Genomic DNA, 21,575 nt, shown 5'->3' with positions numbered 1-21,575 from the left:
AATCGAAAATCAAAAAATTTCAAAATCCGTAAATCCAATGGCTCACTGTCCAAATACCTCAAATAAAAAAATAACGTGGTATTTTTGCGCCAAATGGGACAGAAAAAACTACAACGCTTTGCTGAAATTGAGACCTTCCCCAACGTATTGATATACCCGGAAGGCATGCAGGGAAAATGGAACGAATACTTTAAAAACAACCATCCGGTCACCCTGGAACTGGCCTGTGGCAAAGGGGATTACACCCTTGGAATGGGCCGCCTGTTCAAAGAGCAGAACTTCATCGGGGTAGACCTGAAAGGTAACCGCATCTGGAGAGGTGCTAAAACAGCCCTCGACGAATCGCTCACCAATGTGGCTTTCCTCCGTACACAGATTGAGAAACTGGACAATTATTTTGCGCCCGGAGAAATCAAAGACATCTGGATCACCTTCCCGGACCCCTTTCTCCGTAAATCCAAAGCCCGCAAAAGACTGACCCACCCGCGGTTCCTGCAGCTGTATCAGCCGCTGCTGGCCACCGGCGCGACCATCAATCTGAAGACCGACTCCCCGGAATTATATGCTTTCACGCAGGAAGTGATTGCCGCCGCCGGCCTCACCCTTATTGAAGATATCCCGGACGTATACGCACTGCCGGAAGTACCGGCCCTGCTGAAAATACAGACCTATTACGAAGGTATGCACCTCGCAGACGGTCGTACCATCCGCTACCTGAAATTCCGCCTGCCCGACACACCGTTGAACTGGCGCAGCATAAAACTGCCTTCCGATGAAGCAACCGTTGGTGGAGAAGATTGATTTTTACTATAACGCGGAGGGCTATATGGTATTTACCGAAAAATATCACCTGGACCGGGGCTACTGCTGTGGCAACGGCTGTAAACATTGTCCATTTTCATATGAAAAAGTACCCGAACCCAAAAAGTCCGTCCTCCTCGAAAAACGCCGCAACGAAGAAAAAGACGGACGATCCTAAGCCCGTCTCTTTCTTCGATGTGGTGTATAAAATAGCCCGCAAAATCCCCAAAGGCCGGGTCACTACCTATGGCGCCATTGCGGAAGCGGCCAACATCAAACTAACACCCCGCATGGTAGGCTGGGCCATGAACGGCGCCGGCAACGCCACACCGGCGGTCCCCGCGCATCGCGTAGTGAACCGCATCGGGGAACTCAGCGGCCGCCAGTTCTTCGCCACCCCTACCCTCATGCAGGAACTGCTGGAACAGGAAGGGGTGACCGTCAAAAACGACAAGGTCAGCGACTTCAAAAATGTATTCTGGGACCCGGGCAAGCCCAAAACTGCCACCGCCAAAAAAACTGTCAGCAAGAAAGCCTGAGCATTAATTCCCCCGATTCACCTTATTTTTATATTATGTCGATACTAAAATTAAAACTGGACCAGGAACAGTTGGTAGAGGATTTCTTTGAAAACACCCACCTGATCGGTATCGCTTCCAGCGCCCGCGATTACCAGCTCTGCTGGCAGATCAACCGGCAGCTGCATACCAATTTCCGGGTCAATAATCTGCTGGAGATCACCCTCTCCAAGAAAAACAGGTCCTTCCATTTTACTGTCATGGAGTTCCACGAACCCACCAATTCGGTATCCCATTATTTTTACAACAACCACTGCCAGGCCGAGTTCCTGCTGCCCGAGCTCAAACATATCCACTTCCTCTGGATGATCAAGGGCGACTATTACCAGGCAGACGACGTCAAAAAATTATTGGAACAATTACGCCTTGTTCCCCTCGTACAATTAGTATCTTTACTGGATACAAGAGAGATCAAAAACAAAATGAACCTCATTTTTTAGGACAGGAAGACGACCAAAGCTGTTACAGCACCTAATATTTTGACCAGTAACCTAGTGAATTGCCACATTTTCACCTTTAAACACTCGCTGTATGTGGGAAGAAAAAGACAATCAACTGCACCGGGCCTTTACCTTTAAGGATTTCCGGGAAGCATTCGGGTTTATGACCCGGGTGGCGCTGGTCGCAGAAAAAATGGACCACCATCCCTACTGGACCAATGTCTACAACAAGGTAGACATCTACCTGAGCACACATGATGCAGGCAATGTGGTGACGGAAAAAGACCAGGCGCTGGCGAAAGCAATCGATCAATTATTATAATCAAATCCATACTCCATTTGTGAAGCGCATTATTATTTTAATGCTGTTATTGTACTGTTACGCCGTAGGCACCCTTGCCGTTAACCCTGCTCCGGACACCCTGATAGCAAAAGACGACTTTGCTGCCTCGGCCCTGGACCTGCGTCCCTACATCAACAGTCTCTCCGACCCGGAGGGTCATCTGACCATACAGCAGGTGGCTCACCTTCCTTTTACGTCTTCCCCCCACTATTTTCACAACTTCAAAAAAAATAACGGCCAGGTTAATAACTGCTGGTTCCGTCTGCAGATAAAAAATGAAGGCTCCGACAGCCTTTCCGCCATTCTTTTTGCCGGATGGCATGACTTCATGTACTGGTATTCCAAAGCTCCGGGCGACAGCGCTACCCTGCTCATGCAAACAGGTCTCATGTACGACAAAGGCGGCGTGGAAAGGTGGGACCACTACGGTTTCAATGTCAGCGTGCCGCCCGGCCAGGTCCGTACCTTTTATCTCCATATCATCAACAAATCGTACAATGAAAATCCGCTGATGCCTGCCCTTTTCAGCGAACAGGCCTTTGCCCGGTTCCACAACAAGGAGCAGGACAGCTACCGCAAAGAGGCCGTCATCATACAGGTATTACTGGGCATGCTCCTCGTTTTCTTCAGTATCTCCATCATCAACTATATACAGTTGCCCGACCGGTCGTATATCTACTTCGCCATTTATATCCTCGGGCTGATCCTGTTTTTTGCCCTGCGGCTGGAGAGCAAGCCCTATCAGCTGTCTTTCTTCCACCGCTGGCCCATGCTGAAATATTACTGGGACATACCGGGACTGCTGTTCTGCTTCTACCTCATGTACCTGATGTTCGGCAATACCTTCCTGAACCTGAAAGAGCGATATCCCTTTATGGAACAGGTGTTCACCTGGGTGTCCACCGTGGTAGGGGGGCTGATCATTGTTTGTATATATTGTATTCTGATGGAGCAATACCATCTGCCGGTGATCATCTACAGTTATGTTTATTTCTGTACGCTGGTGCCCTTCCTGGTGGTGTTTGTGGCGCTGGCCAGGCGATCCCGCCATCATCCGCTGGTACGCTTTTTCCTGTACGGGTCGGTATGCCTGTACCTGGCCTGCCTCGGCTCTTTCCTCATGCATATCAGGCCATTGGGGCTGCTAAGCGCTTTAGGCGAACTGGCTGCGCCCAGCATGCTGCTCATCGGCGGGGTATTGCTGCAAGCCATGTTTTTCCTGGCCGGCCTCAGTTACCGCAACAAACTGGTGCACCTGGAAAGGACCCGTACCCAGGAGCTGCTGATCAAACAACTGAATAAGAACAAAGAGCTGCAACGCAAGCTCAACGAGCAGCTGGAGGAACTGGTGAAAGAACAGACCACCGAAATACTCCGCAAGAAACAGGAGCTGGAAGAACAACGAAAGATACAGCTGGAAACAGAGTATGATAAAAAACTCACGGAGATAGAACTCAAAGCTATCCGGGCGCAGATCAATCCTCACTTTATCTTCAACTGCCTCAATTCCATACAGCTGTTTGTGATGCAGCGCGATTATGAGTACGCCCAGAAATACCTGTCGGACTTCTCCTACCTGATCCGGAAAACATTGGATTTCTCCCGACGCAACTTCATATCTCTTGCTGACGAGATTACCTATCTCAATACCTATCTGGGCCTTGAGAAGATGCGGTTTGAGAACAGGATGGAATATGAAATTGTGGTGGACCCGGAGATAGCCACCGCCGAACTGGAGATCCCTGCCATGCTGCTGCAGCCTTATGTGGAAAATGCCGTGAAACATGGTATGACCAATCCGCAGCAGCCCATCGGCCAGCTGTCTATCCATTTCAACCAGATTGCTGCAGACATGCTCGAATGCGTAATTGCCGACAATGGCATCGGCATCGCACGCTCCCGTTCCTTACGCACGCTGCCGAAGCACCACCAGTCGTCCGGCATGGAGATCAGCCAGAACAGGGCGGAGCTGCTGAATAAAATGTACAACACGGAGATTCATATAGAGATCATTGACCTGTCGGCGCGGAACGAAGCGGATAGCGGCACAGTGGTAAAGATCCTGATACCTCAACTATAATATATACGTAAACGTTAGATAGCAACATACTGTTATGATAAAAGCAGTGATTATTGATGATGAGCGAAACAGCCGGGATATCATTGCCCTGATGCTGGAAAAATATTGCCCTGAAGTAACGGTAGCAGCTACGGCTTCTGACTGTGCAGAAGGCATTGCACGGATCAGGGAGCATCAGCCGGAGCTGGTGTTCCTGGACCTTGAAATGCCTGACGGCACCGGGTTTGATGTGCTGCTGGGCACACGGGAGGACGTATCTTTTGAAGCGGTGTTTGTGACTGCATTCGAGAAGAAGTTCCTGCACGTGATCCGCTGCGCCGAGGTGGAGCTGATCCTCAAACCGATCGATAAGGAAAGCCTGTTGCAGGCCGTTTCGTTGGTGCGTGACCGGATTGCGGGCAACAGCAGTAAACAACGTTACCAGGTGCTGCTGGAGAATTTCCATAACCTGCAGCATGCGTCGTGGAAACTGCTGGTGCAGGACACTAACGGCGACACCCAAACGATATTTCTTCCTTCCGTGGAATGCCTGGAAGTACGGCAGGAGAACTGCCTTTTCCGGACGGATTCCGGCCAGGAGCTGCTGGCAGAGCGGCCTTTCCGGTATTATGCCGATTTGTTTTCCTCACTTCCTTTTTATCAGGTGAATAATATGCAGATGATACAGCTGTCCAATATCAGCCAGATCGATGCCAGTCATGGCAAGGTGCTGCTCAAAAGCGGCATGGTGGTAGAGATTACAGAGCGCCGCCGGAAGGACTTATTGAGCCGGTTGCAACGGTAGCGCGGCATTCGCGGCAAAAAGGCATTGATAACTACCGGTTTATCCGGGGTTTACGCCTACCGTATTACGCAATTTGAAAATTTTAAGGTCCCTCTTTCAATTTCCTTCAAAAAAGACCCTGTTTTTTAGCGGGCAGAGCAAAACGTCCCCCCTTTTTTTTCTTTTTGATGTGATTGCGCGGAGAATACGTAACAATTATTTAACAAAAAAATTTGGTGGAATAGGTTTTGGTCGTACTTTTGACTCGTCAAACAAAAAAGTCAGACAGTCAGACTTTGGAAATTTGACAAAACAAACTATGGCAGAATTAGACCAGAAGCGAACACTTATCCTTGAGGCCGCTTTAAAGCGGTTCAAAAGGTTCGGACTGTCTAAAACCACCATGGAAGAGATCGCCAGGGATCTGGACATCTCAAAAGGGTCTTTGTATTATTATTTTTCAGATAAGGAGTCCATTTATGTAGCAGTAGTGGAGCGCATGATTGCTGATTGTTTCATTGACATGTCGGCTTTTGTGGAAACGGCCCCCTCTACCGATGCAATTATAAACCGGTATCTGGAGTTGAAGGAAACCATGCTGATAGAGTATCATTTTCTGTTTGGGATTAACCAATGGATAAAAGATATGCCATCTTCTTTGATGCGGCAGACGATAGAGTTGCTGCAGACGGTGGAAATTTCCTTCCTTTCCGCCACTATCACAAGAGGGATCAGCCTTGGGGAACTGAATGAAAGCATTGACGCTGATGATACAGCGCAGTTGTTGATCAACGTATTATTCGGCTTATGGGTAATATGGTGCAAATGGCAGGCAACAGGCTTTGATCCGCAGGACCGGGAAAGCTTGCATTGTTTTATGCAGCGGGAAAAAAAGGTATTGGATATTTTCTTTAATGGATTAAGATATAGACCAGCAATCAACCAGGACAGGCTTTAATGTATGTAGAAGAATCAAAGACAGAGAGAACAGTTTTAATGTATATTTAAATTTTACGAAAGATGAAAAAGTTGATTGTAATGGCCGCAGTAGCACTGTTCGGCACACAAGTAGCTAAGGCACAGTTATCAAAAGGCGATGTTATCCTGGGTGGAAATGTTAATGTAAAAACCACTTCAGCTAAAGTAAAAGACTCCGACGCGAAAGCAACTTCCACCACCTTTGGTGTTAGCCCTAAAGTGGGTGTAGCGTTGAACTCTAACTGGGTAATCGGTGTTTTCGCACAGACGCAGTTCGGTTCTTCCAAAGACGTGAACAAAGTAAAAACCAAGACGCTGGACATTACTCCTGGTGTTTTCGTTCGTAACTACCACATGATTGGTCAGAGCAAATTCGCATTCTTCGCAGAAGCTAACGCAGGTTACGGTTTCGGTAACACTAAAGTTGCTGACAAGAAAACTGAAAGCTACAATGGCTTTAACGTAAACGTACTGCCTGGTATCACTTACTTCGTGACTAAAAACTTCATGATTGAAGGCGCATTTGGTGGTCTGGGTTACACTTACGCTCAGAACAAAAATGAAGCGACCGGCGTAAAAACCAACGTTAGCGACTTCGAATTCAACTTCACTAAACAGCTGAACCTGGGTGTGAACTTCATTTTCTAGTCCGTATTGATTGAATGTTTTACATAAGAAAGTCAAAAGGTTAGATAGATTGGATAATCCCGCTGCAGTATTACTGTAGCGGGATTCTTGTTTTAAGTGCTTTTGTTTTTGCCTGATACATATTGACGCACAAAAAAGCCCCGCCGGTGGCGGGGCTTTTTTTCATTATGAGTTTGGACTCCTGATTATCCGTTCATGGAGATCAGGAATTCTTCGTTGTTTTTGGTACCACGCATATGCTGCAGCATGAAGTGCATGGATTCGTCCGTATTCATATCTGCCAGGTGATTGCGCAGGATGTGGATACGTTTGAGCGCGTCCTTATCGAGCAGCAGATCGTCGCGGCGGGTAGAAGACGCAGATACGTCGATTGCCGGGAAGATACGTTTGTTGGCCAGTTTGCGGTCAAGCGCCAGCTCCATGTTACCGGTACCTTTAAACTCTTCGAAGATCACCTCGTCCATTTTGGAACCTGTATCGATCAGGGCAGTGGCCAGGATGGTGAGGGAACCGCCGTGTTCTATTTTACGGGCGGCGCCGAAGAATTGTTTGGGTTTCTGCATGGCGTTGGCTTCCACACCACCGCTCAGCACCTTGCCGGAGGCAGGGGCAACGGTATTGTGGGCTCTTGCCAGACGGGTGATGGAGTCGAGCAGGATCACTACATCGTGGCCGCATTCTACCAGGCGTTTTGCTTTCTGCAAAGCGATAGCAGACACTTTCACGTGTTTTTCAGCCGGTTCGTCGAACGTAGAGGCGATCACTTCTGCTTTTACGCTGCGTTCCATATCGGTCACCTCTTCCGGACGTTCATCGATCAGTACCACCATCAGATAAATTTCGGGGTGATTGGTAGCGATGGCGTTGGCTACTTCTTTCAGCAGCATGGTTTTACCCACTTTCGGTTGCGCCACGATGAGGCCGCGCTGTCCTTTACCGATGGGGGTGAACATGTCCATGATACGGGTGGAGTAGTTATTGGAAGTAGTAGTGAGCTTCAGTTTCTCGAAGGGGAACAGCGGCGTCAGGTAGTCAAAAGGCACGCGGTCGCGTACTTCTTCCGGTGACTTGCCGTTGATCGTTTCCACTTTCAGCAGTGCAAAATACTTCTCTCCTTCTTTCGGCGGGCGAACGGAACCGTTCACAGTGTCGCCGGTTTTCAGGCCAAACAGCTTGATCTGGGAAGGAGATACATAAATATCATCGGGGGAGCTCAGGTAGTTATAATCAGAAGAGCGGAGGAAACCGTAGCCGTCGGGCATCATTTCCAGTACGCCTTCACTGAGGATCACACCGTCAAACTCTATGTTGAAAGCTACGTCCTTCTTAGGGTAGCGCTGTTTCTGCGCAGCAGGAACAACCGGGTCCAGACCTTCCGGCATCACAAAATCATCGTCCTCCTCTTCTTCTTCTTCCAGTGCCGGAACAGGTGCTGCTTCCTCTTCTTCTTCCGCTTCATCTTCGGTGAAAGCAGGAATGATGATATCATCATCATCGTCAAAAGTGAGCGAAGGAATGCTGTCCAGGTCTATATCGAAATCTTTTATTTTAGATTTAGCTGCCGGAGCGGGAGCAGGAGCGGGTGCTGCTTCTACTTCTTTTGTTTTGCTTCCGGAAACTTTTTTGGTAGATTTTTTAGCGGCTGGTTTTTCTTCCGCGGCGGAGGAGGGTTCTTCAGTCTCTTGATGCGCTTCTTCTTTCTTTACAGGTTTGCGTTTGCGTGCTTTTTTCTCTTCTCCGTTGGACTGGTTATCTTCTGAGGCCATCACTGCTTGTTTGTCCAGAATTTTGTAGATCAGGTCCTGTTTGTTCAATTTTTTCGCGTTGGGAACATCAAGCTTCTCTGCAATGTCAAGCAGCTCAGGAACGAGCATGTCGTTCAATTGTAAGATGTCGTACATCATCTGTGTTGTCAAATTTTAGAAGTGTTGTGAGGCGGGTACCACTGCATACCAACATACACCAATTACAAATAATTGTTTTGTGTCAAGAAATTTAATAGATTATTAAATTTGATAGGGAATGATTGAGTTTAGGAACTGCTGATGAAGGCGTGAATTTGAACTTAATCAGTCAGATTATACCGCAAGATTAAAACAAGTTTTATTATTATCCAAAAAAATTTCAGCCCAAACGCCCCGCAGTCACCGCTGTGACGCCATTCCGGCCTCGCCGTTCCGGCTATAAATGCGGAAGGGCGCGGCCCTTAAAACCCGCCCCCAACATATATCCTTTTTTATATTATATCCATTTTTAACATTTTTTTTGCAACCCGGCAGGAGTAATTATCTTGTAGCGGCCGCTATAAGATGCTATGGACTATGACGGAGAACACTTATTTTTGCAATCCAAAATTTAATTTTTTATGAGCCAGAGACTGAAAGTCAAACAAATCTTGTCGGACGACAAGACGCATTATGAAGCAACGGTAAAAGGTTGGGTGCGGTCTTTCCGTAACAACCAGTTTATAGCTTTAAACGACGGCTCTACCAATAATAATTTACAGATCGTTATCGATGCTGAAAATACCGATGCTGCCCTGCTGAAAAGGATCACCACCGGCGCCGCCATCAGCGCTACCGGTGAAGTCATCCCTTCTATGGGTAAAGGTCAGCGTGTGGAACTGAAAGCAGCCACACTCGAAATACTGGGCGACTGCGACCCGGAAAAATATCCGCTGCAGCTGAAAAACAAGCCCAGTCTGGAATACCTGCGTGAGATCGCACACCTTCGTTTCCGCACCAACACCTTCGGCGCTATTTTCAGGATCCGTCATTCGCTGGCATTCGCAGTACATAAGTTCTTTAACGACCGTGGTTTTGTATACCTGCATACCCCCATCGTCACAGCGTCTGACGCAGAAGGCGCAGGCGAAATGTTCCGGGTAACCACCCTCGACATGAAAAACCCGCCCCGCACGGAAGCAGGCGAAATCGATTATAAAGAAGACTTCTTCGGCAGGTCTACTAACCTTACCGTGTCCGGCCAGCTGGAAGGGGAACTCGGCGCCATGGCCTTTGGTGAAATCTACACCTTCGGTCCTACTTTCCGCGCAGAGAACTCCAACACCGCCCGCCACCTCGCTGAGTTCTGGATGATTGAACCGGAAATGGCCTTCTATGCACTCGAAGATAACATGGACCTCGCTGAAGCATTCATCAAATCGCTCATCAGCCATATCCTGGAGCATAACCGCGAAGACCTCGACTTCCTCGCTACCCGCCTGGCTGAAGAGGAAAAACAGAAACCACAGCAGGAACGCAGTGAAATGGGCCTGATCGAAAAACTGGAATTTGTGCTGCACAACGAATTCGTTCGCATCACCTATACTGAAGCGATCGATATCCTGAAAGACAGCAAACCCAACAAAAACAAGAAGTTCCAGTATCTCATCGAAGGATGGGGCGCCGATCTGCAGAGCGAACATGAACGTTATCTTGTAGAGAAACATTTCAAGAAACCGGTGATCCTTACGGACTACCCGAAAGAAATCAAGTCTTTCTACATGAAGCTCAACGACGATAATAAAACCGTTCGCGCCATGGATATCCTGTTCCCCGGCATCGGCGAAATCGTGGGCGGCTCCCAGCGTGAAGAGGACTATGACAAACTGGTGCGGCGCATGCAGGAAATGCACGTGCCGGTAGAAGAACTGTCCTGGTATCTCGACACCCGCCGCTTTGGTACCGCACCGCACGCCGGTTTCGGTCTCGGCTTCGAACGCATGATGCTGTTCGTCACCGGCATGACCAACATCAGGGACGTAATACCGTTCCCCAGAACACCGAAGAGCGCCGAGTTTTAACGGTGACAAACAAGATTATCACTGATTCGCCTGATTGTTTGACAAGACTGTGATTACATTGTAACTACTTTTATTTACCTTCGGGCATTCTCTTTTTAGATATTTATGGAACCCGTACAGGCCTGGCTTGTACGGGTTTTTTCTTTTTATGCCATACGGCTGCTACCCCTTATGGAAAACAAGGTCCGCTGCATCTCTTATGCAGAAAGCGCTTTCAACCAATTTCGTACATCCCAAACCGTTACTTATGGCTGAAATGAACAACGACGCGCCCAAGGGACGCCACGACAGTAAAAATACCCGCAGCAGTAAAAAATCCACCCGCGTGGATATGACACCTATGGTAGATCTGGGCTTCCTGCTGATCACTTTTTTTATGCTGACCACTACCCTCTCCCAACCCAAGACAATGCAGCTGCTGATGCCCCGCAGCGACGGCAACCCCATGTCACTCCCGGCTAAAAAAGCACTGACCGTCATCCTCGGGCCGGAAGGCCGCATCGCCTGGTATGAAGGCATGGGAGATGACCCTGCCGCACCGCCGCAGGTCAGCTACACCAGCTTCTCCAATCGTAACGGCATCCGCGATGTGATTATCCGGAAAAAAGAAGCTGTATACCAGGCCACCCACAAGCATGACCTGATGGTACTGATCAAAGCCGATAAACAGGCCCGCTACGAAAATGTAGTCGATATCATGGATGAAATGCTGATCAACCAGGTAGACCGCTACGCTATCGTGGATATCAGCCGGCAGGAAGAAGCTTACTTCAAATAATTACGAATTACGGATTACGAATTACGAAGTTGGGAAACGCAGATGCATTAAAGAAAACCTCAATTCGTAATTCGTAATCCGTAATTCGTAATTGGATCCGTACCTTTACCGCTCCAAAACAATGTAATATGGCAATAACCCATTCCATCCCCTCTGTAGATCTGGCGGACTTTACCTCTGGTGACGCCAGCCGGAAAGCTGCCTTTGTGCAGCAACTGGGAAAAGCTTACGAAGAAGTTGGTTTTGTAGCAGTAAAGAATCACGGCATTCCTGACGAGCTGATTGCTGACCTCTACAAGTATGTGCAACAGTTCTTCCAGCTGCCCTTTGACACAAAACATAAATATGAAATCCCGGAACTGGCCGGCCAGCGCGGCTACACCTCTTTTGGTAAAGAACATGCCAAAGGATATGAGGCGCCAGACCTGAAGGAGTTTTTCCAGTTTGGACAAACTGTGGAAGACAACGACCCCATTGGGGAAGAATATCCGCCGAATGTGCAGGTTGATGAAGTACCGGCTTTTACGCCTACGTTCTTCAAAGCCTACCGTGGCTTTGAAACTTCCGGCAGATACCTGTTACAGGCTATCGCCCTGTTCCTGGGCCTGGATGAAGGCTACTTCGACGATAAGATCCACAACGGTAACTCCATCCTGAGAGCGATCCACTACCCTCCTATCAAAGAGGAACCCAAGTCGGCCATCAGGGCGGAACAACACGAAGACATCAACCTGATTACCCTGCTGGTGGGCGCTTCTGCCGACGGGTTACAGATCCTGGACAAACAAAACAACTGGGTGCCCGTTACCTCCCTTCCGGAACAGATTGTGGTAAACGTAGGCGATATGCTGCAGCGGCTTACCAACAACCGGTTAAAGTCCACTACCCACCGGGTGGTAAACCCTCCCCGCGAAATGTGGCACACTTCCCGTTATTCCATTCCTTTCTTCCTGCACCCCAAGTCCGCCATGAGACTGGATTGCCTGGAGAGCTGCGTTACCGCCGACAACCCGCTGGCCTATGAACCCGTTACCGCCGGCGAATACCTCGATGAACGCCTGCGCGAAATCGGACTGAAAAAATAGACTTCCTATAATGTTCAAAGTCCCGGCAGGGCTACCTACCGGGACTTTTCGTTTATCCTGCGCAAGGGCAAGTTCTGGTTATTTCAGGCTTTTCAGCATGGTTATTTTTTTCAAGGTTTTTCTGATATGGTCACTTTTTTGGTCCGGGCACTCTTTCATGCCGGTGGGTTATAAGTTTCACAGTACAAACCAGTTACAACGGATAAAAGGCCATATTCGATTACGATAGCCACCCTTATTACAAGTATTGTGCCCTTATTATATTACGGATTAGTATTATTAGCAACACTGTTGTATTTTGTCGGATTATTTTTACTAACTTATTGAATCCATCGAGCGGAATTCACTTTATCAATAACTGTGTTTCTACGTCATATACCTTTTTTGAAAGCGGTGCTATTACATAGCATTACTGCCTACGGTGGTCCGCAGGGGCACCTGGCAATGATGATGAAAACATTCGTGTACCAGCGAAAAGACGTTACCGAACAGGAACTGATGGAATATAACGCCTTCTGCCAGCTCCTTCCGGGCGCCTCCTCTTCCCAGACACTTACCCTTATCGGTTATAAACGCGGTGGCGTTATGCTCGCCATCGTTACCCTGCTTATCTGGATCACGCCGGCCTGTTTAATGATGGGTTCGCTTAGTTTTCTGCTGCAGTACTTCGACAAACGCGCGTTACAGACCGATATTTTTAAATACGTACAGCCGATGGCGGTAGGCTTCCTGGCCTTTGGGAGCGTCAAAGCTTTCCGGATCAGCATCAACAACCTGGCAACGTTCGTGATCATGATCGTCGCCATGTTTGCCGCCTTTTACCTGAAATCGCCGTGGACCTTTCCGGCACTGATCATACTGGGGGGAATCGTGTCCAACTTCAGTAACAAACGTATCCCCGATATTTCGGACAAACCTAAAAAAATACAATGGGGGAATATCTGGCTGTTTGTGGTGATTTTTGTGCTGGCTGGTTTCCTCTCCGAATATGCGCGGTCACATGAATGGATCACCCGCCGTCCCTTTAACCTGTTTGAGAACTTCTATCGTTTCGGCAGCCTCGTTTTCGGCGGCGGCGATATTCTCATCGCCATGATGCTGGAACAGTATGTAACCCGCGCCAAGTCCAACTATATGAGCGCAGAAGAGTTGCTGACCGGCGCCGGCATCATGAGGGCCCTGCCGGGACCCACCTTCTCCATTTCCGCCTATGTAGGCGGGATGACCATGCGTAACCTGGGGATGGGCTACCAGTTCCTCGGCTGTATCCTTGCTCCTGTCGCTATCTTCCTGCCCAGCCTTTTACTGGTGCTCTTTTTCTTTCCGATCTGGCATAACCTGAAGAAATATGTGGTCATCTACCGGGCATTGGAAGGGATTAACTCCGTGGTGGTAGGTATTATGTGGGCAGCCACCCTGATCCTGTTTTTTGCGATCCCGATCACGTGGTACAACCTGCTGATCATGTTTACCACCCTGGCGCTGCTGCTGTTTAGCCGGCTGCCGTCGCCGTTTATCGTAATAGCCTGCCTGCTTATGGGCTGGCTGCTATAAATCAGATATTATATTCCCGGATTTTATTGTACAAGGTGGTGAGGCCAATATCCAACAGCTCCGCCGCCTTGGTTTTATTGCCTTTTACATGGGCCAGCACCCGGATGATGTGACTCCGCTCCATTTCCGCCAGGCGCATAGACGAAGGCGTATCCACGCCCTGCTGGAAATCGAAAGGCAGGGAAGCCACATCCAGTGTATCCGTGTCCGTAAGAATGGCGGCCCGCTCTATTACGTTCCGCAGCTCACGGATATTGCCTTTCCAGCTATGCTGCTGCAACGCCTGCATAAAAGCGGGGCTCATACCGGTGAGGCGTTTGTTCAGTTTAGGGGAGAACTGCTGTATAAACCAGGTGGCCAGCAGCGGGATGTCCTTTCTCCGCTCATTGAGCGAGGGCAGCGAGATCTGAAACACCGACAGGCGGTAAAACAGGTCTTCCCGGAAATGGCCTGCCGCTATTTCCTGCTCCAGGTGGCGATTGGTAGCGGCGATCACCCTTACGTCGGTTTTAACCGGCTTAGCCTCTCCCACTTTATAAAACTCCTGTGCTTCCAGCACCCGCAGCAATTTGGCTTGCAATTCCACCGGCATTTCGCCGATTTCGTCCAGGAAGATGGTGCCTCCCCGGGCCTCTTCGAAAAAGCCTTTCTTATCCTTTACCGCCCCGGTAAAGGCGCCGGCCACATGGCCAAACAACTCACTTTCGAGAATGTCTTTACCGATAGCGCTGCAGTTGACCGCCACAAACGGCTGCTGGCGCCTGTTGCTGCCCTCATGGATAGCATGGGCAAACACCTCCTTGCCGGAGCCGGTTTCGCCCAGCAGCAGCACTGTCATGTCCGTAGGAGCCACCTTGCGGGCCAGCTCTTTGGCCGTATTGATTTCAGGGGAATTGCCCAGGATATTGTCGAAATTATATTTGCCGGCGATCTTCTTTTCCAGGTCGCGGATGCGGAACTGCAGCCGGGCTTTGTCCATCGCTTTGCTGACCAGCGGGAGAATGCGGTTGTTGTCATCTCCTTTGGTAATATAGTCAAAAGCACCGTTCTTGATAGCCTGTACCCCGTCGGCGATATTGCCATAGGCGGTAAGGACGATCGTTTCCACCTGCGGGAAACGGCTGCGGACCGTTTGTACCAGTTCCACGCCGTTGCCATCCGGCAACTTCACGTCTGACAATACCACGCTGATGTCCTCTTTTTCCAGGATTTTCAGGGCGGAACGAACGTTGGCCGCTTCATGCATGGTGTAACCTTCCAGTGACAGCAACCGGCTCAGGAGCTTCCGCAGCTGGTCTTCGTCGTCTATAATAAGTATATGACCGTTCAAGCTATTTTGTTATTTTGTTATTTAGATATTTAGATATTTACCAATTCCGGTAAACACAACAAAGTAACTAAATAACCAAATATCAACATCATCAAATCGCCGACTATACGTTTTGTTCCGGCCTGTTCCGCGTGGTTTTCTGGTTGGCCTTAAAAACGAGTGCCGCCAGCACGGCCGCCAGTGCGCCCATCGCAATATTGGCAAAGAGCACATTACCGAGGAACATGATCCAGAACTTCTGTTGTTCCGTGTTGTGATTGCTGACCACAGTGGCGCCAGCGCCGTTTTCCTGCTGCACCATATAATGCCCTTCCCCGCTCACCACCAGAAAATGAAATACCAGTGAAAATACCGCTACCAGAAAGGTAGCCAGCAGCGTGGTCCGGAACCCCATCGCAAACGACGACATCATCGATGTCTGGTTATGATGTCTGCCATTATAATGCACGATGGACAACATCACACCGAGGAAAAACACCAGGCTCGTGCAGAAGCCGGTCCACAGGGTACCGTACTGATTGGTGACATAAAAAATAACTGTCAGCGCCATGCAGATGACCGCGATAATAATACCGTAAACGGGGGACAATTTCACAGAAACTTGCGACGACTGTTGCATAACATTGGGTTTTAACTTCAAAAAATCAACTGTCTGCGGACTGTTCCACATCACGGATAAACTTCCGCAGATCATTTTTTGTCGTTTGAATATCGTGCCAGATATCTCCATTTTCGTTTAGCCGTTCCTGTGAGTTAAACAAATCGAAGTCACTGATCTTCAGTTTTTCATTTACCTCCTTCCATTGCAGCGGCATAGACACCGTGGCGCCGGGTTTGGGCCTCACGGAATAAGGGGCGGCCACCGTCTGGCCGCGGCTGTTTTGCAGAAAATCGAGGTATACTTTTTTATTGCGGGCGGCTTTTGCACGGGTAACACTGGTGCTCTTCGGCAACTGTTTGTTTACCTGGCGGGCAATATATTCCGCAAACAACCGTCCTGTATCGTAACTGTGTTTGCCGCCGGTAGGAATATAAATGTGCAGGCCGGTAGAACCGGAAGTCTTACAAAAAGTGGTTATTTTATACGGGTCCAGGAAAGCCTTGATATGCAGGGCAGCTTCTACCACATACTTAAAATCGATGTTCTCCGGATCGAGGTCCATCACCACGTAATCAGGGTTATCCAGCTTGCTGGTGCGCGACAGCCACGGGTTAATCTCTATACAGCCCAGGTTGACCATATAAGCCAGCGCAGCCTCGTTGTTGCACAACAGGTAGTCCACGTCTTTGCCGGTGGAAGCCGCGTGCAGCGCAATGCTTTTGATCCATGCCGGCGTCTGTTCCAGGTCCAGATCTTTCTGATAAAACGAAGGTTTATCTATCCCGTTAGGGAAGCGGTGCAGCGACATGGGCCTGTCTTTCAGATGCGGCAGGATATACTGCGCTACCGACAGGTAATAATCCACCAGCTGGCCCTTGGTGATCTTCTCTTTGGGCCAGTATATCTTCTGTTGATTGGTAAGGTTTACCTTTTTGCCATTGAGCGTAAGAACGCGGTCCTTTTCTGCAGTAGCGGTAACAGTAGCCATAGTCTGAACTGTTTTAGGTGTTTCCGGATGTACGTCTGACGGTGGTTTATCTTCTCTTAATCCAAGGAATACCGGCATACGGAGGATGCCGTCGCCTGTCCACTCTGAAAATTTCACCTGGCATACCAGTTTGGGTTTTACCCAGGTGACGGGCATGTTTGTCCTGACTTTACGGTCAAACGGCGACGTGGGCTGCACCAGCGGCTGCAGCTTTTTGGACAGCATATCCAGCGTAGCCTCATTGAGCCCGCCACCGCAATTGCCGATGTACTTCAGTTGCTTATCATCATACAAGCCGAGCACCAGCGCGCCCAGTTTCTTACGGCTGCCCCGGGGTGCGGTAAACCCGCAGATGATAGCTTCCTGTTCATTGGTGACTTTTATCTTCAGCCAGGAGGCGGAGCGGCGTCCTTCTTCATACGGGCTGTCCGCTTTTTTGGCGATCATGCCTTCCCAGTGCTGACGCCTGGCTTTTTCAAAAAACGCCTTCCCTTTTTTGAGCACATGCCCCGAATATTGTACCCGCTTATCACCGAGTTGTGTCACCACATCTTTCAGCAGGCTTTTACGTTCCAGCAGGGTCAGTTGCTGCAGCTCATTGCCATTGAGATGCAGCAGGTCAAACACCATATACACCAGGTTGCCTTTGCCGGTGGTTTTATAATTCTGAAGGGACTGGAAATGTGAATTTTTTTTACTGTCGAGCACGATAATTTCGCCGTCCAGCACCACACTGTGCGCAATATTCTCCACGGCCGCCACTACAGCGGGATAGTCTTTGCCAAAGTCTTTTTCATTGCGGGAATACAACTGTACTTTACCGTTATGTACGGCGGCGATGGCGCGGTACCCGTCCCACTTGGTTTCAAACAGCCAGTCGGCATCATCAAAGGGCGCATCTACGAGGGTAGCCAGCATCGGCTTGTAGACTTTTTTGATGGGTTCTTTTCTCCGCGGCGCTGTTGATTTCTTTACCGGCTCCGGTGCGGGCTTGCGGACGGGGCTTTTTTTTTACTACCGGCGGCTTTTTCACGAAGGCCTTGTTCTTTTACCCGCTGCGGCGTATAGTCTTCACTGTCATATTGCTCTTTCACGTATTTATCGCGGTGCTTGATCAGCAGCCAGGCGTTATCTTCTGAGCCTTTCATCTTCACCAGGGCGAATTCCCCTTTTAGCTTCCTTCCTTTCAGCACCACCTTCAGATCACCGGCCTTTATCTCTTTCAGGGCTTCTTTATCGAAGTCCTTACCATCATCGCGCAGCAGTTCGAAGGTGCCTTTGTCCCAGATATACACCGTGCCGGCGCCATAGTTGCCTTTGGGGATGGTCCCTTCAAAGTCCTTATAGTCATATGGGTGGTCTTCCACCTGCATGGCCAGGCGCTTATCGGCGGGGTCCAGCGAAGGACCTTTGGGCACGGCCCAGCTTTTCAGCACACCATCTATTTCGAGACGGAAATCGTAATGCAGCCGGGAGGCGTGATGCCGTTGCACCACAAAAATGTGTTTTCCCTTTGCCGGCTTACCGGCAAAGGGCTCCGTGGTTTCCCCGAAATTCCGTTTCTGTTTATATCGGGCAAGACTCATGAGGCGCGTTTTTTACTGGTGGAAGGTTTACTGCCCAGACTGGCTTTCAGCTGGTCAAACAGATCGTCACTCTTGGTATGTACTACCTTCAGTTTCTTCACCACCGGTTTCTTACCGCCGGCTTTGGCTTTAATGATCTTCATCAGTTCCGCTTTGTATTCATCTTTATACTGACTGATATCAAATTCGGCAGAGTATTGTTTGATCAGCTCTATGGCCATATCCAGTTCCCTTTTAGCAATTTTGACATTATCCGGCAGCTTCAGGTCTTCCGAAGTACGTATCTCTTCTTCGTAGCGCAGCTGCTGCAGCAGCAGGTAATTTTCCCGCGGCCTGATGACAGCCAGGTGTTCCTGCGTGCGCAGCACAAAACGGCTGAGGCCTGCTTTCCCTGTTTTTTGCAGGGCTTCCAGGAGCAGTTCGTATGCTTTTTCACCACCTTTGGCAGGTTCCAGGAAGTAAGGGTTCTCAAAATAGATATCATCTATAGAAACCTCTTCCACAAAAGATTCTATTTCGATGATCTTACTTTTTTTAGGGCTGGCGGCTTCGTAATCTTCGTCTTCCAGTATCACATATTCATCATTGTAGAGATATCCCTTCACAATCTGTTCCCAGGGCACCTCTTTTCCGGTATTTTCATTCACTCTTTTAAACCGGATATGCGCCAGACCGTGGCTGTCCAGCATGTCGAGGTCCAGCTTGCTATCCTGTGTGGCACTGTATAATTTGACGGGTATATTGACCAATCCGAAGCCGATTGATCCTGACCAAATTGCACGCATAGTGTGAAAGTTTTGGTTATACGTTAATGTTAACACAAATAGTACCAGTGTACGCTATAATGGTAAACAGCGCGGCATAACTTTTGGTTTTTTCTTCCGGTAACCAAAACCCTTATTTTATGGAAAAGCCAGGAGAAATGACAACACTGACACGCGTATTAGAGCGACTGCATGAAAAAGGCTATGACCATGAGCTGAAGATGAGTGACCACGGCAGAATGCAATCGCCGGACATGCAGAAAATTTACGATCCGGAAGACCTTACCATTATCAAAACCTATCGTTTCGAAGGCGAATCAGACCCTTCAGATTCTTCTATTCTGTATGTGATGGAAGATACCGAGGGCAATAAAGGGTACGTACTGGACGCCTATGGCGCCTATTCGTCACACGACGAGCCCTGGTTCGACGAGTTTATCAAGAAAATCAAAGTGGAAGACAGGGAAGAGCAGTTACTGTTTGGCTAACTGCTTCAGATAATCCAGCAGAATTTTTTCATCAGCATGCAACCCGTCACTGTTGGCGGGTTGTTTGCATTGGAGCCGGATTTTCTTCAGCCATGGCTCCAGTACGCTGTTTTCATAATCGTCCAGCAGTTGAGGGTGGATATAATATTTCCTGCAAACGGCGCGGGTATTCCCCAGTTTGGCGGCCACCGTGTCTATAATCCCCACCACATTGCGTTTACAGGCTGTTACAGCAGTAAAATCCTCCAGTTCGGCCAGCAGGTTCAGCGCATACACCGTTCCTGCCCAGGTGCGGAAATCTTTACAGGTAAAGTCTTCTCCTGTACATTGTTTCAGGTAGTCGTTGATTTCCCCGGAGTCCAGCGCATGTGTTTCCCCGTTATCATCATAGTACTGGAACAGTTCGTGTCCGGGTATGTCCCGTACCTTTTTGAGGAGGCGGGTGAGGGCCGCATGGCGTAACTGGATTTTATGGGCTACGCCTTTTTTGCCGCTGAACTGAAAGAAGGCCGCGGAGCCGTTGATTGTCACATGTTTATTGCGAAGTGTGGTGAGGCCATGGGAGCCATAGAGTTTTTCATAGGCGCTGTTCCCTACGCGGATCAAGGTTTCTTCCATGACCGCCAGCGCGATGGCGATGACCTTTTCCTTGTTGAGCCGGCTCCCGTGAAGGTCCCGCTGTATCTGCCGCCGCACCGCCGGCAGCAGGGCGCCGAAATAACGCAGCCGGTCATACTTTGTCTCGTTGCGTACCTGCGACCAGGTGGTATGATAGCGATACTGCTTCCTTCCTTTCACGTCGATACCGGTAGCCTGCAGGTGGCCGTTGGCCCATTTGGAGATCCACACGTCTTCCCAGGCCGGCGGCAGCACCAGCTTACGGATACGGTCGAGCACTGTTTCGTCGGTGATGACGGCGCCATTTTCATCTTTATAAACGAAATCGCCGTTTTTCGTGCGTTCGCGGGAGTAGCCCGGAGCGCCCGCTTTCACGTAGCGTAATTTCACCGCTTTGGCCACCGCCACGGGATCTGTTTTGATCGCGATATTATCCATTTACAATTTCTCCTCCGTTGGGGTGCAGGATTTGCCCGGTGAGATAAGAAGATTCTTCAGAAGCCAGGAAAACGTAGCAGGGTGCCACTTCCACTGGTTGTCCTGCCCGCTTCAGCGGTACGTCTGACCCGAATTTGGACACTTCTTCCGGCTTAAACGTTGCCGGGATGAGCGGCGTCCAGATAGGTCCGGGCGCCACGCCGTTTACCCGGATACCTTTTTCCGCCAGGGATGCCGACAGGGAGCGGACGAAGCTCACGATAGCGCCTTTGGTGGCGCTGTAGTCGATCAGGTGACTGCTGCCCCGGTAGGCCGTCACGGAGGTGGTACAGATAATGCAGCTGCCTTTTTTCAGGTGTGACAATGCTGCGCGGGTGAGGTAAAAATGCGGATAGATGTTCGTCCCGAAAGTCTTATGCAGCTGTTCCGCAGTGATATCTTCCAGTCCCTGCTGCGGGTATTGCACCGCCGCATTATTGACTACTATGTCCAGCGCTTTAAACTGTTTAATGACTTTTTTGATAATATCCTGACAGTGTTTTTCCTGGCGGATATCACCTGCAATGGTAAGGCATTGGCGGCCATACCGTTCCACCTCTTTAGCGGTGATAGCGGCATCTTCTTTTTCGTTGTAAAAAGCGATCGCCACATCAGCTCCTTCGCGGGCGAAAGCGACTGCCACTGCCCTGCCGATGCCGCTGTCGCCGCCGGTGATGATGGCTACTTTTCCTTGCAGGCGGCCTTTGGGCAGTTGCTTTTGGTCAAATACGGGCTTAGGCTCCATGGCCGTTTCCAGTCCCGGTTGACGGCGTTGTTGCTGCGCCGGCCTGACGGCCTTCTTTGGATGGGATTTCTGCATGATCTCTTCATTTAAAAGGTCCCTGTGCAATGACAGGGACCCTTGCAGTT

Annotated in this window: 22 protein-coding genes; 14 read left to right on the top strand and 8 right to left on the bottom strand. The window is 49.5% G+C overall.

Translation table 11 applies throughout. The annotated features are described in order from the left end of the window. Positions 1–93: 93 nt before the first annotated feature. The 9 genes from trmB (at position 94) to B5D63_RS16790 (ending at position 6,631) form a co-directional block, all read left to right on the top strand. Positions 94–801, top strand: a complete 708-nt coding sequence (trmB, locus tag B5D63_RS16830; RefSeq protein ID WP_078669933.1) for a tRNA (guanosine(46)-N7)-methyltransferase TrmB — start codon at positions 94–96, stop codon at positions 799–801. Beyond that, positions 773–979, top strand: coding sequence for a C1orf53 family protein (locus B5D63_RS16825; protein ID WP_078669932.1), 207 nt, complete (start codon positions 773–775; stop codon positions 977–979). Before trmB ends, B5D63_RS16825 begins: the two co-directional genes overlap by 29 nt. Further along, positions 903–1,340 carry an MGMT family protein gene (locus B5D63_RS16820; RefSeq protein WP_078669931.1) on the top strand — a complete coding sequence of 146 codons (438 nt, stop codon included), beginning with the start codon at positions 903–905 and terminating at the stop codon, positions 1,338–1,340. The genes B5D63_RS16825 and B5D63_RS16820 overlap by 77 nt, the downstream gene beginning before the upstream one ends. Before the next feature lie 35 nt (positions 1,341–1,375). After that, positions 1,376–1,819: an IPExxxVDY family protein gene (locus B5D63_RS16815; RefSeq protein WP_078669930.1), complete on the top strand. Its 444-nt coding sequence runs from the start codon at positions 1,376–1,378 to the stop codon at positions 1,817–1,819. Positions 1,820–1,910: 91 nt separating this feature from the next. After that, positions 1,911–2,141: a 4a-hydroxytetrahydrobiopterin dehydratase gene (locus tag B5D63_RS16810; protein WP_078669929.1), complete on the top strand. Its 231-nt coding sequence runs from the start codon at positions 1,911–1,913 to the stop codon at positions 2,139–2,141. A gap of 19 nt (positions 2,142–2,160) precedes the next feature. After that, positions 2,161–4,242 carry a histidine kinase gene (locus B5D63_RS16805; RefSeq protein WP_143312947.1) on the top strand — a complete coding sequence of 694 codons (2,082 nt, stop codon included), beginning with the start codon at positions 2,161–2,163 and terminating at the stop codon, positions 4,240–4,242. 34 nt (positions 4,243–4,276) lie between these two features. Further along, complete coding sequence (locus B5D63_RS16800; protein ID WP_078669927.1) at positions 4,277–5,026, top strand: LytR/AlgR family response regulator transcription factor; 750 nt, start codon at positions 4,277–4,279, stop codon at positions 5,024–5,026. Between the two features lie 298 nt (positions 5,027–5,324). After that, a complete protein-coding gene (locus tag B5D63_RS35450) occupies positions 5,325–5,963 on the top strand; it encodes a TetR/AcrR family transcriptional regulator (RefSeq protein WP_078669926.1) in 639 nt (212 codons plus the stop codon). A 62-nt stretch (positions 5,964–6,025) separates the two neighbouring features. Beyond that, on the top strand, positions 6,026–6,631 hold the full coding sequence (locus B5D63_RS16790) for an outer membrane beta-barrel protein (protein WP_078669925.1): 606 nt from the start codon (positions 6,026–6,028) through the stop codon (positions 6,629–6,631). A 185-nt stretch (positions 6,632–6,816) separates the two neighbouring features. Here B5D63_RS16790 and rho read toward each other — a convergent pair whose 3' ends face one another. Further along, complete coding sequence (gene rho, locus B5D63_RS16785; RefSeq protein ID WP_078670349.1) at positions 6,817–8,532, bottom strand: transcription termination factor Rho; 1,716 nt, start codon at positions 8,530–8,532, stop codon at positions 6,817–6,819. Between the two features lie 464 nt (positions 8,533–8,996). On the opposite strand from rho, the gene asnS reads away from it, so the two are divergent. From asnS to chrA, 4 genes are all read left to right on the top strand, one after another. Further along, positions 8,997–10,436: an asparagine--tRNA ligase gene (gene asnS, locus B5D63_RS16780; protein ID WP_078669924.1), complete on the top strand. Its 1,440-nt coding sequence runs from the start codon at positions 8,997–8,999 to the stop codon at positions 10,434–10,436. 247 nt (positions 10,437–10,683) lie between these two features. Then, the gene (locus B5D63_RS16775; RefSeq protein WP_078670348.1) at positions 10,684–11,214 is read left to right on the top strand and encodes an ExbD/TolR family protein; all 531 of its coding nucleotides are present in this window, start codon (positions 10,684–10,686) and stop codon (positions 11,212–11,214) included. Between the two features lie 128 nt (positions 11,215–11,342). Continuing rightward, positions 11,343–12,299, top strand: a complete 957-nt coding sequence (locus B5D63_RS16770; RefSeq protein ID WP_078669923.1) for an isopenicillin N synthase family dioxygenase — start codon at positions 11,343–11,345, stop codon at positions 12,297–12,299. Between the two features lie 393 nt (positions 12,300–12,692). Further along, positions 12,693–13,853 carry a chromate efflux transporter gene (gene chrA / locus B5D63_RS16765; protein WP_235021580.1) on the top strand — a complete coding sequence of 387 codons (1,161 nt, stop codon included), beginning with the start codon at positions 12,693–12,695 and terminating at the stop codon, positions 13,851–13,853. Between the two features lies 1 nt (position 13,854). Here the strand turns inward: chrA and B5D63_RS16760 are convergent, their stop codons facing one another. The 5 genes from B5D63_RS16760 to ku form a co-directional block, all read right to left on the bottom strand. Further along, the gene (locus B5D63_RS16760) at positions 13,855–15,183 is read right to left on the bottom strand and encodes a sigma-54-dependent transcriptional regulator (RefSeq protein WP_078669921.1); all 1,329 of its coding nucleotides are present in this window, start codon (positions 15,181–15,183) and stop codon (positions 13,855–13,857) included. 103 nt (positions 15,184–15,286) lie between these two features. After that, on the bottom strand, positions 15,287–15,802 hold the full coding sequence (locus B5D63_RS16755; RefSeq protein ID WP_078669920.1) for a DUF4199 domain-containing protein: 516 nt from the start codon (positions 15,800–15,802) through the stop codon (positions 15,287–15,289). Between the two features lie 25 nt (positions 15,803–15,827). Beyond that, positions 15,828–17,690, bottom strand: a complete 1,863-nt coding sequence (gene ligD / locus B5D63_RS16750; RefSeq protein WP_078669919.1) for a DNA ligase D — start codon at positions 17,688–17,690, stop codon at positions 15,828–15,830. Between the two features lie 53 nt (positions 17,691–17,743). Next, positions 17,744–18,358, bottom strand: a complete 615-nt coding sequence (locus B5D63_RS16745) for a DNA polymerase ligase N-terminal domain-containing protein (protein WP_078669918.1) — start codon at positions 18,356–18,358, stop codon at positions 17,744–17,746. Further along, on the bottom strand, positions 18,355–19,143 hold the full coding sequence (gene ku / locus B5D63_RS16740; RefSeq protein WP_078669917.1) for a non-homologous end joining protein Ku: 789 nt from the start codon (positions 19,141–19,143) through the stop codon (positions 18,355–18,357). The genes B5D63_RS16745 and ku overlap by 4 nt, the downstream gene beginning before the upstream one ends. A 119-nt stretch (positions 19,144–19,262) precedes the next feature. On the opposite strand from ku, the gene B5D63_RS16735 reads away from it, so the two are divergent. After that, positions 19,263–19,610, top strand: coding sequence for a hypothetical protein (locus tag B5D63_RS16735; RefSeq protein ID WP_078670347.1), 348 nt, complete (start codon positions 19,263–19,265; stop codon positions 19,608–19,610). Here the strand turns inward: B5D63_RS16735 and B5D63_RS16730 are convergent. Beyond that, positions 19,596–20,666: a DNA topoisomerase IB gene (locus tag B5D63_RS16730; protein ID WP_078669916.1), complete on the bottom strand. Its 1,071-nt coding sequence runs from the start codon at positions 20,664–20,666 to the stop codon at positions 19,596–19,598. The two genes, B5D63_RS16735 and B5D63_RS16730, sit on opposite strands and share 15 nt — an antisense overlap. Beyond that, complete coding sequence (locus tag B5D63_RS16725) at positions 20,659–21,525, bottom strand: SDR family oxidoreductase (protein ID WP_078669915.1); 867 nt, start codon at positions 21,523–21,525, stop codon at positions 20,659–20,661. The genes B5D63_RS16730 and B5D63_RS16725 overlap by 8 nt, the downstream gene beginning before the upstream one ends. Positions 21,526–21,575 lie beyond the last annotated feature (50 nt).

Origin of the sequence: Chitinophaga eiseniae (assembly GCF_900167135.1) — a bacterium.
Classification (GTDB): domain Bacteria; phylum Bacteroidota; class Bacteroidia; order Chitinophagales; family Chitinophagaceae; genus Chitinophaga; species Chitinophaga eiseniae.
This window is presented reverse-complemented; position numbering and strand designations above follow the sequence as displayed.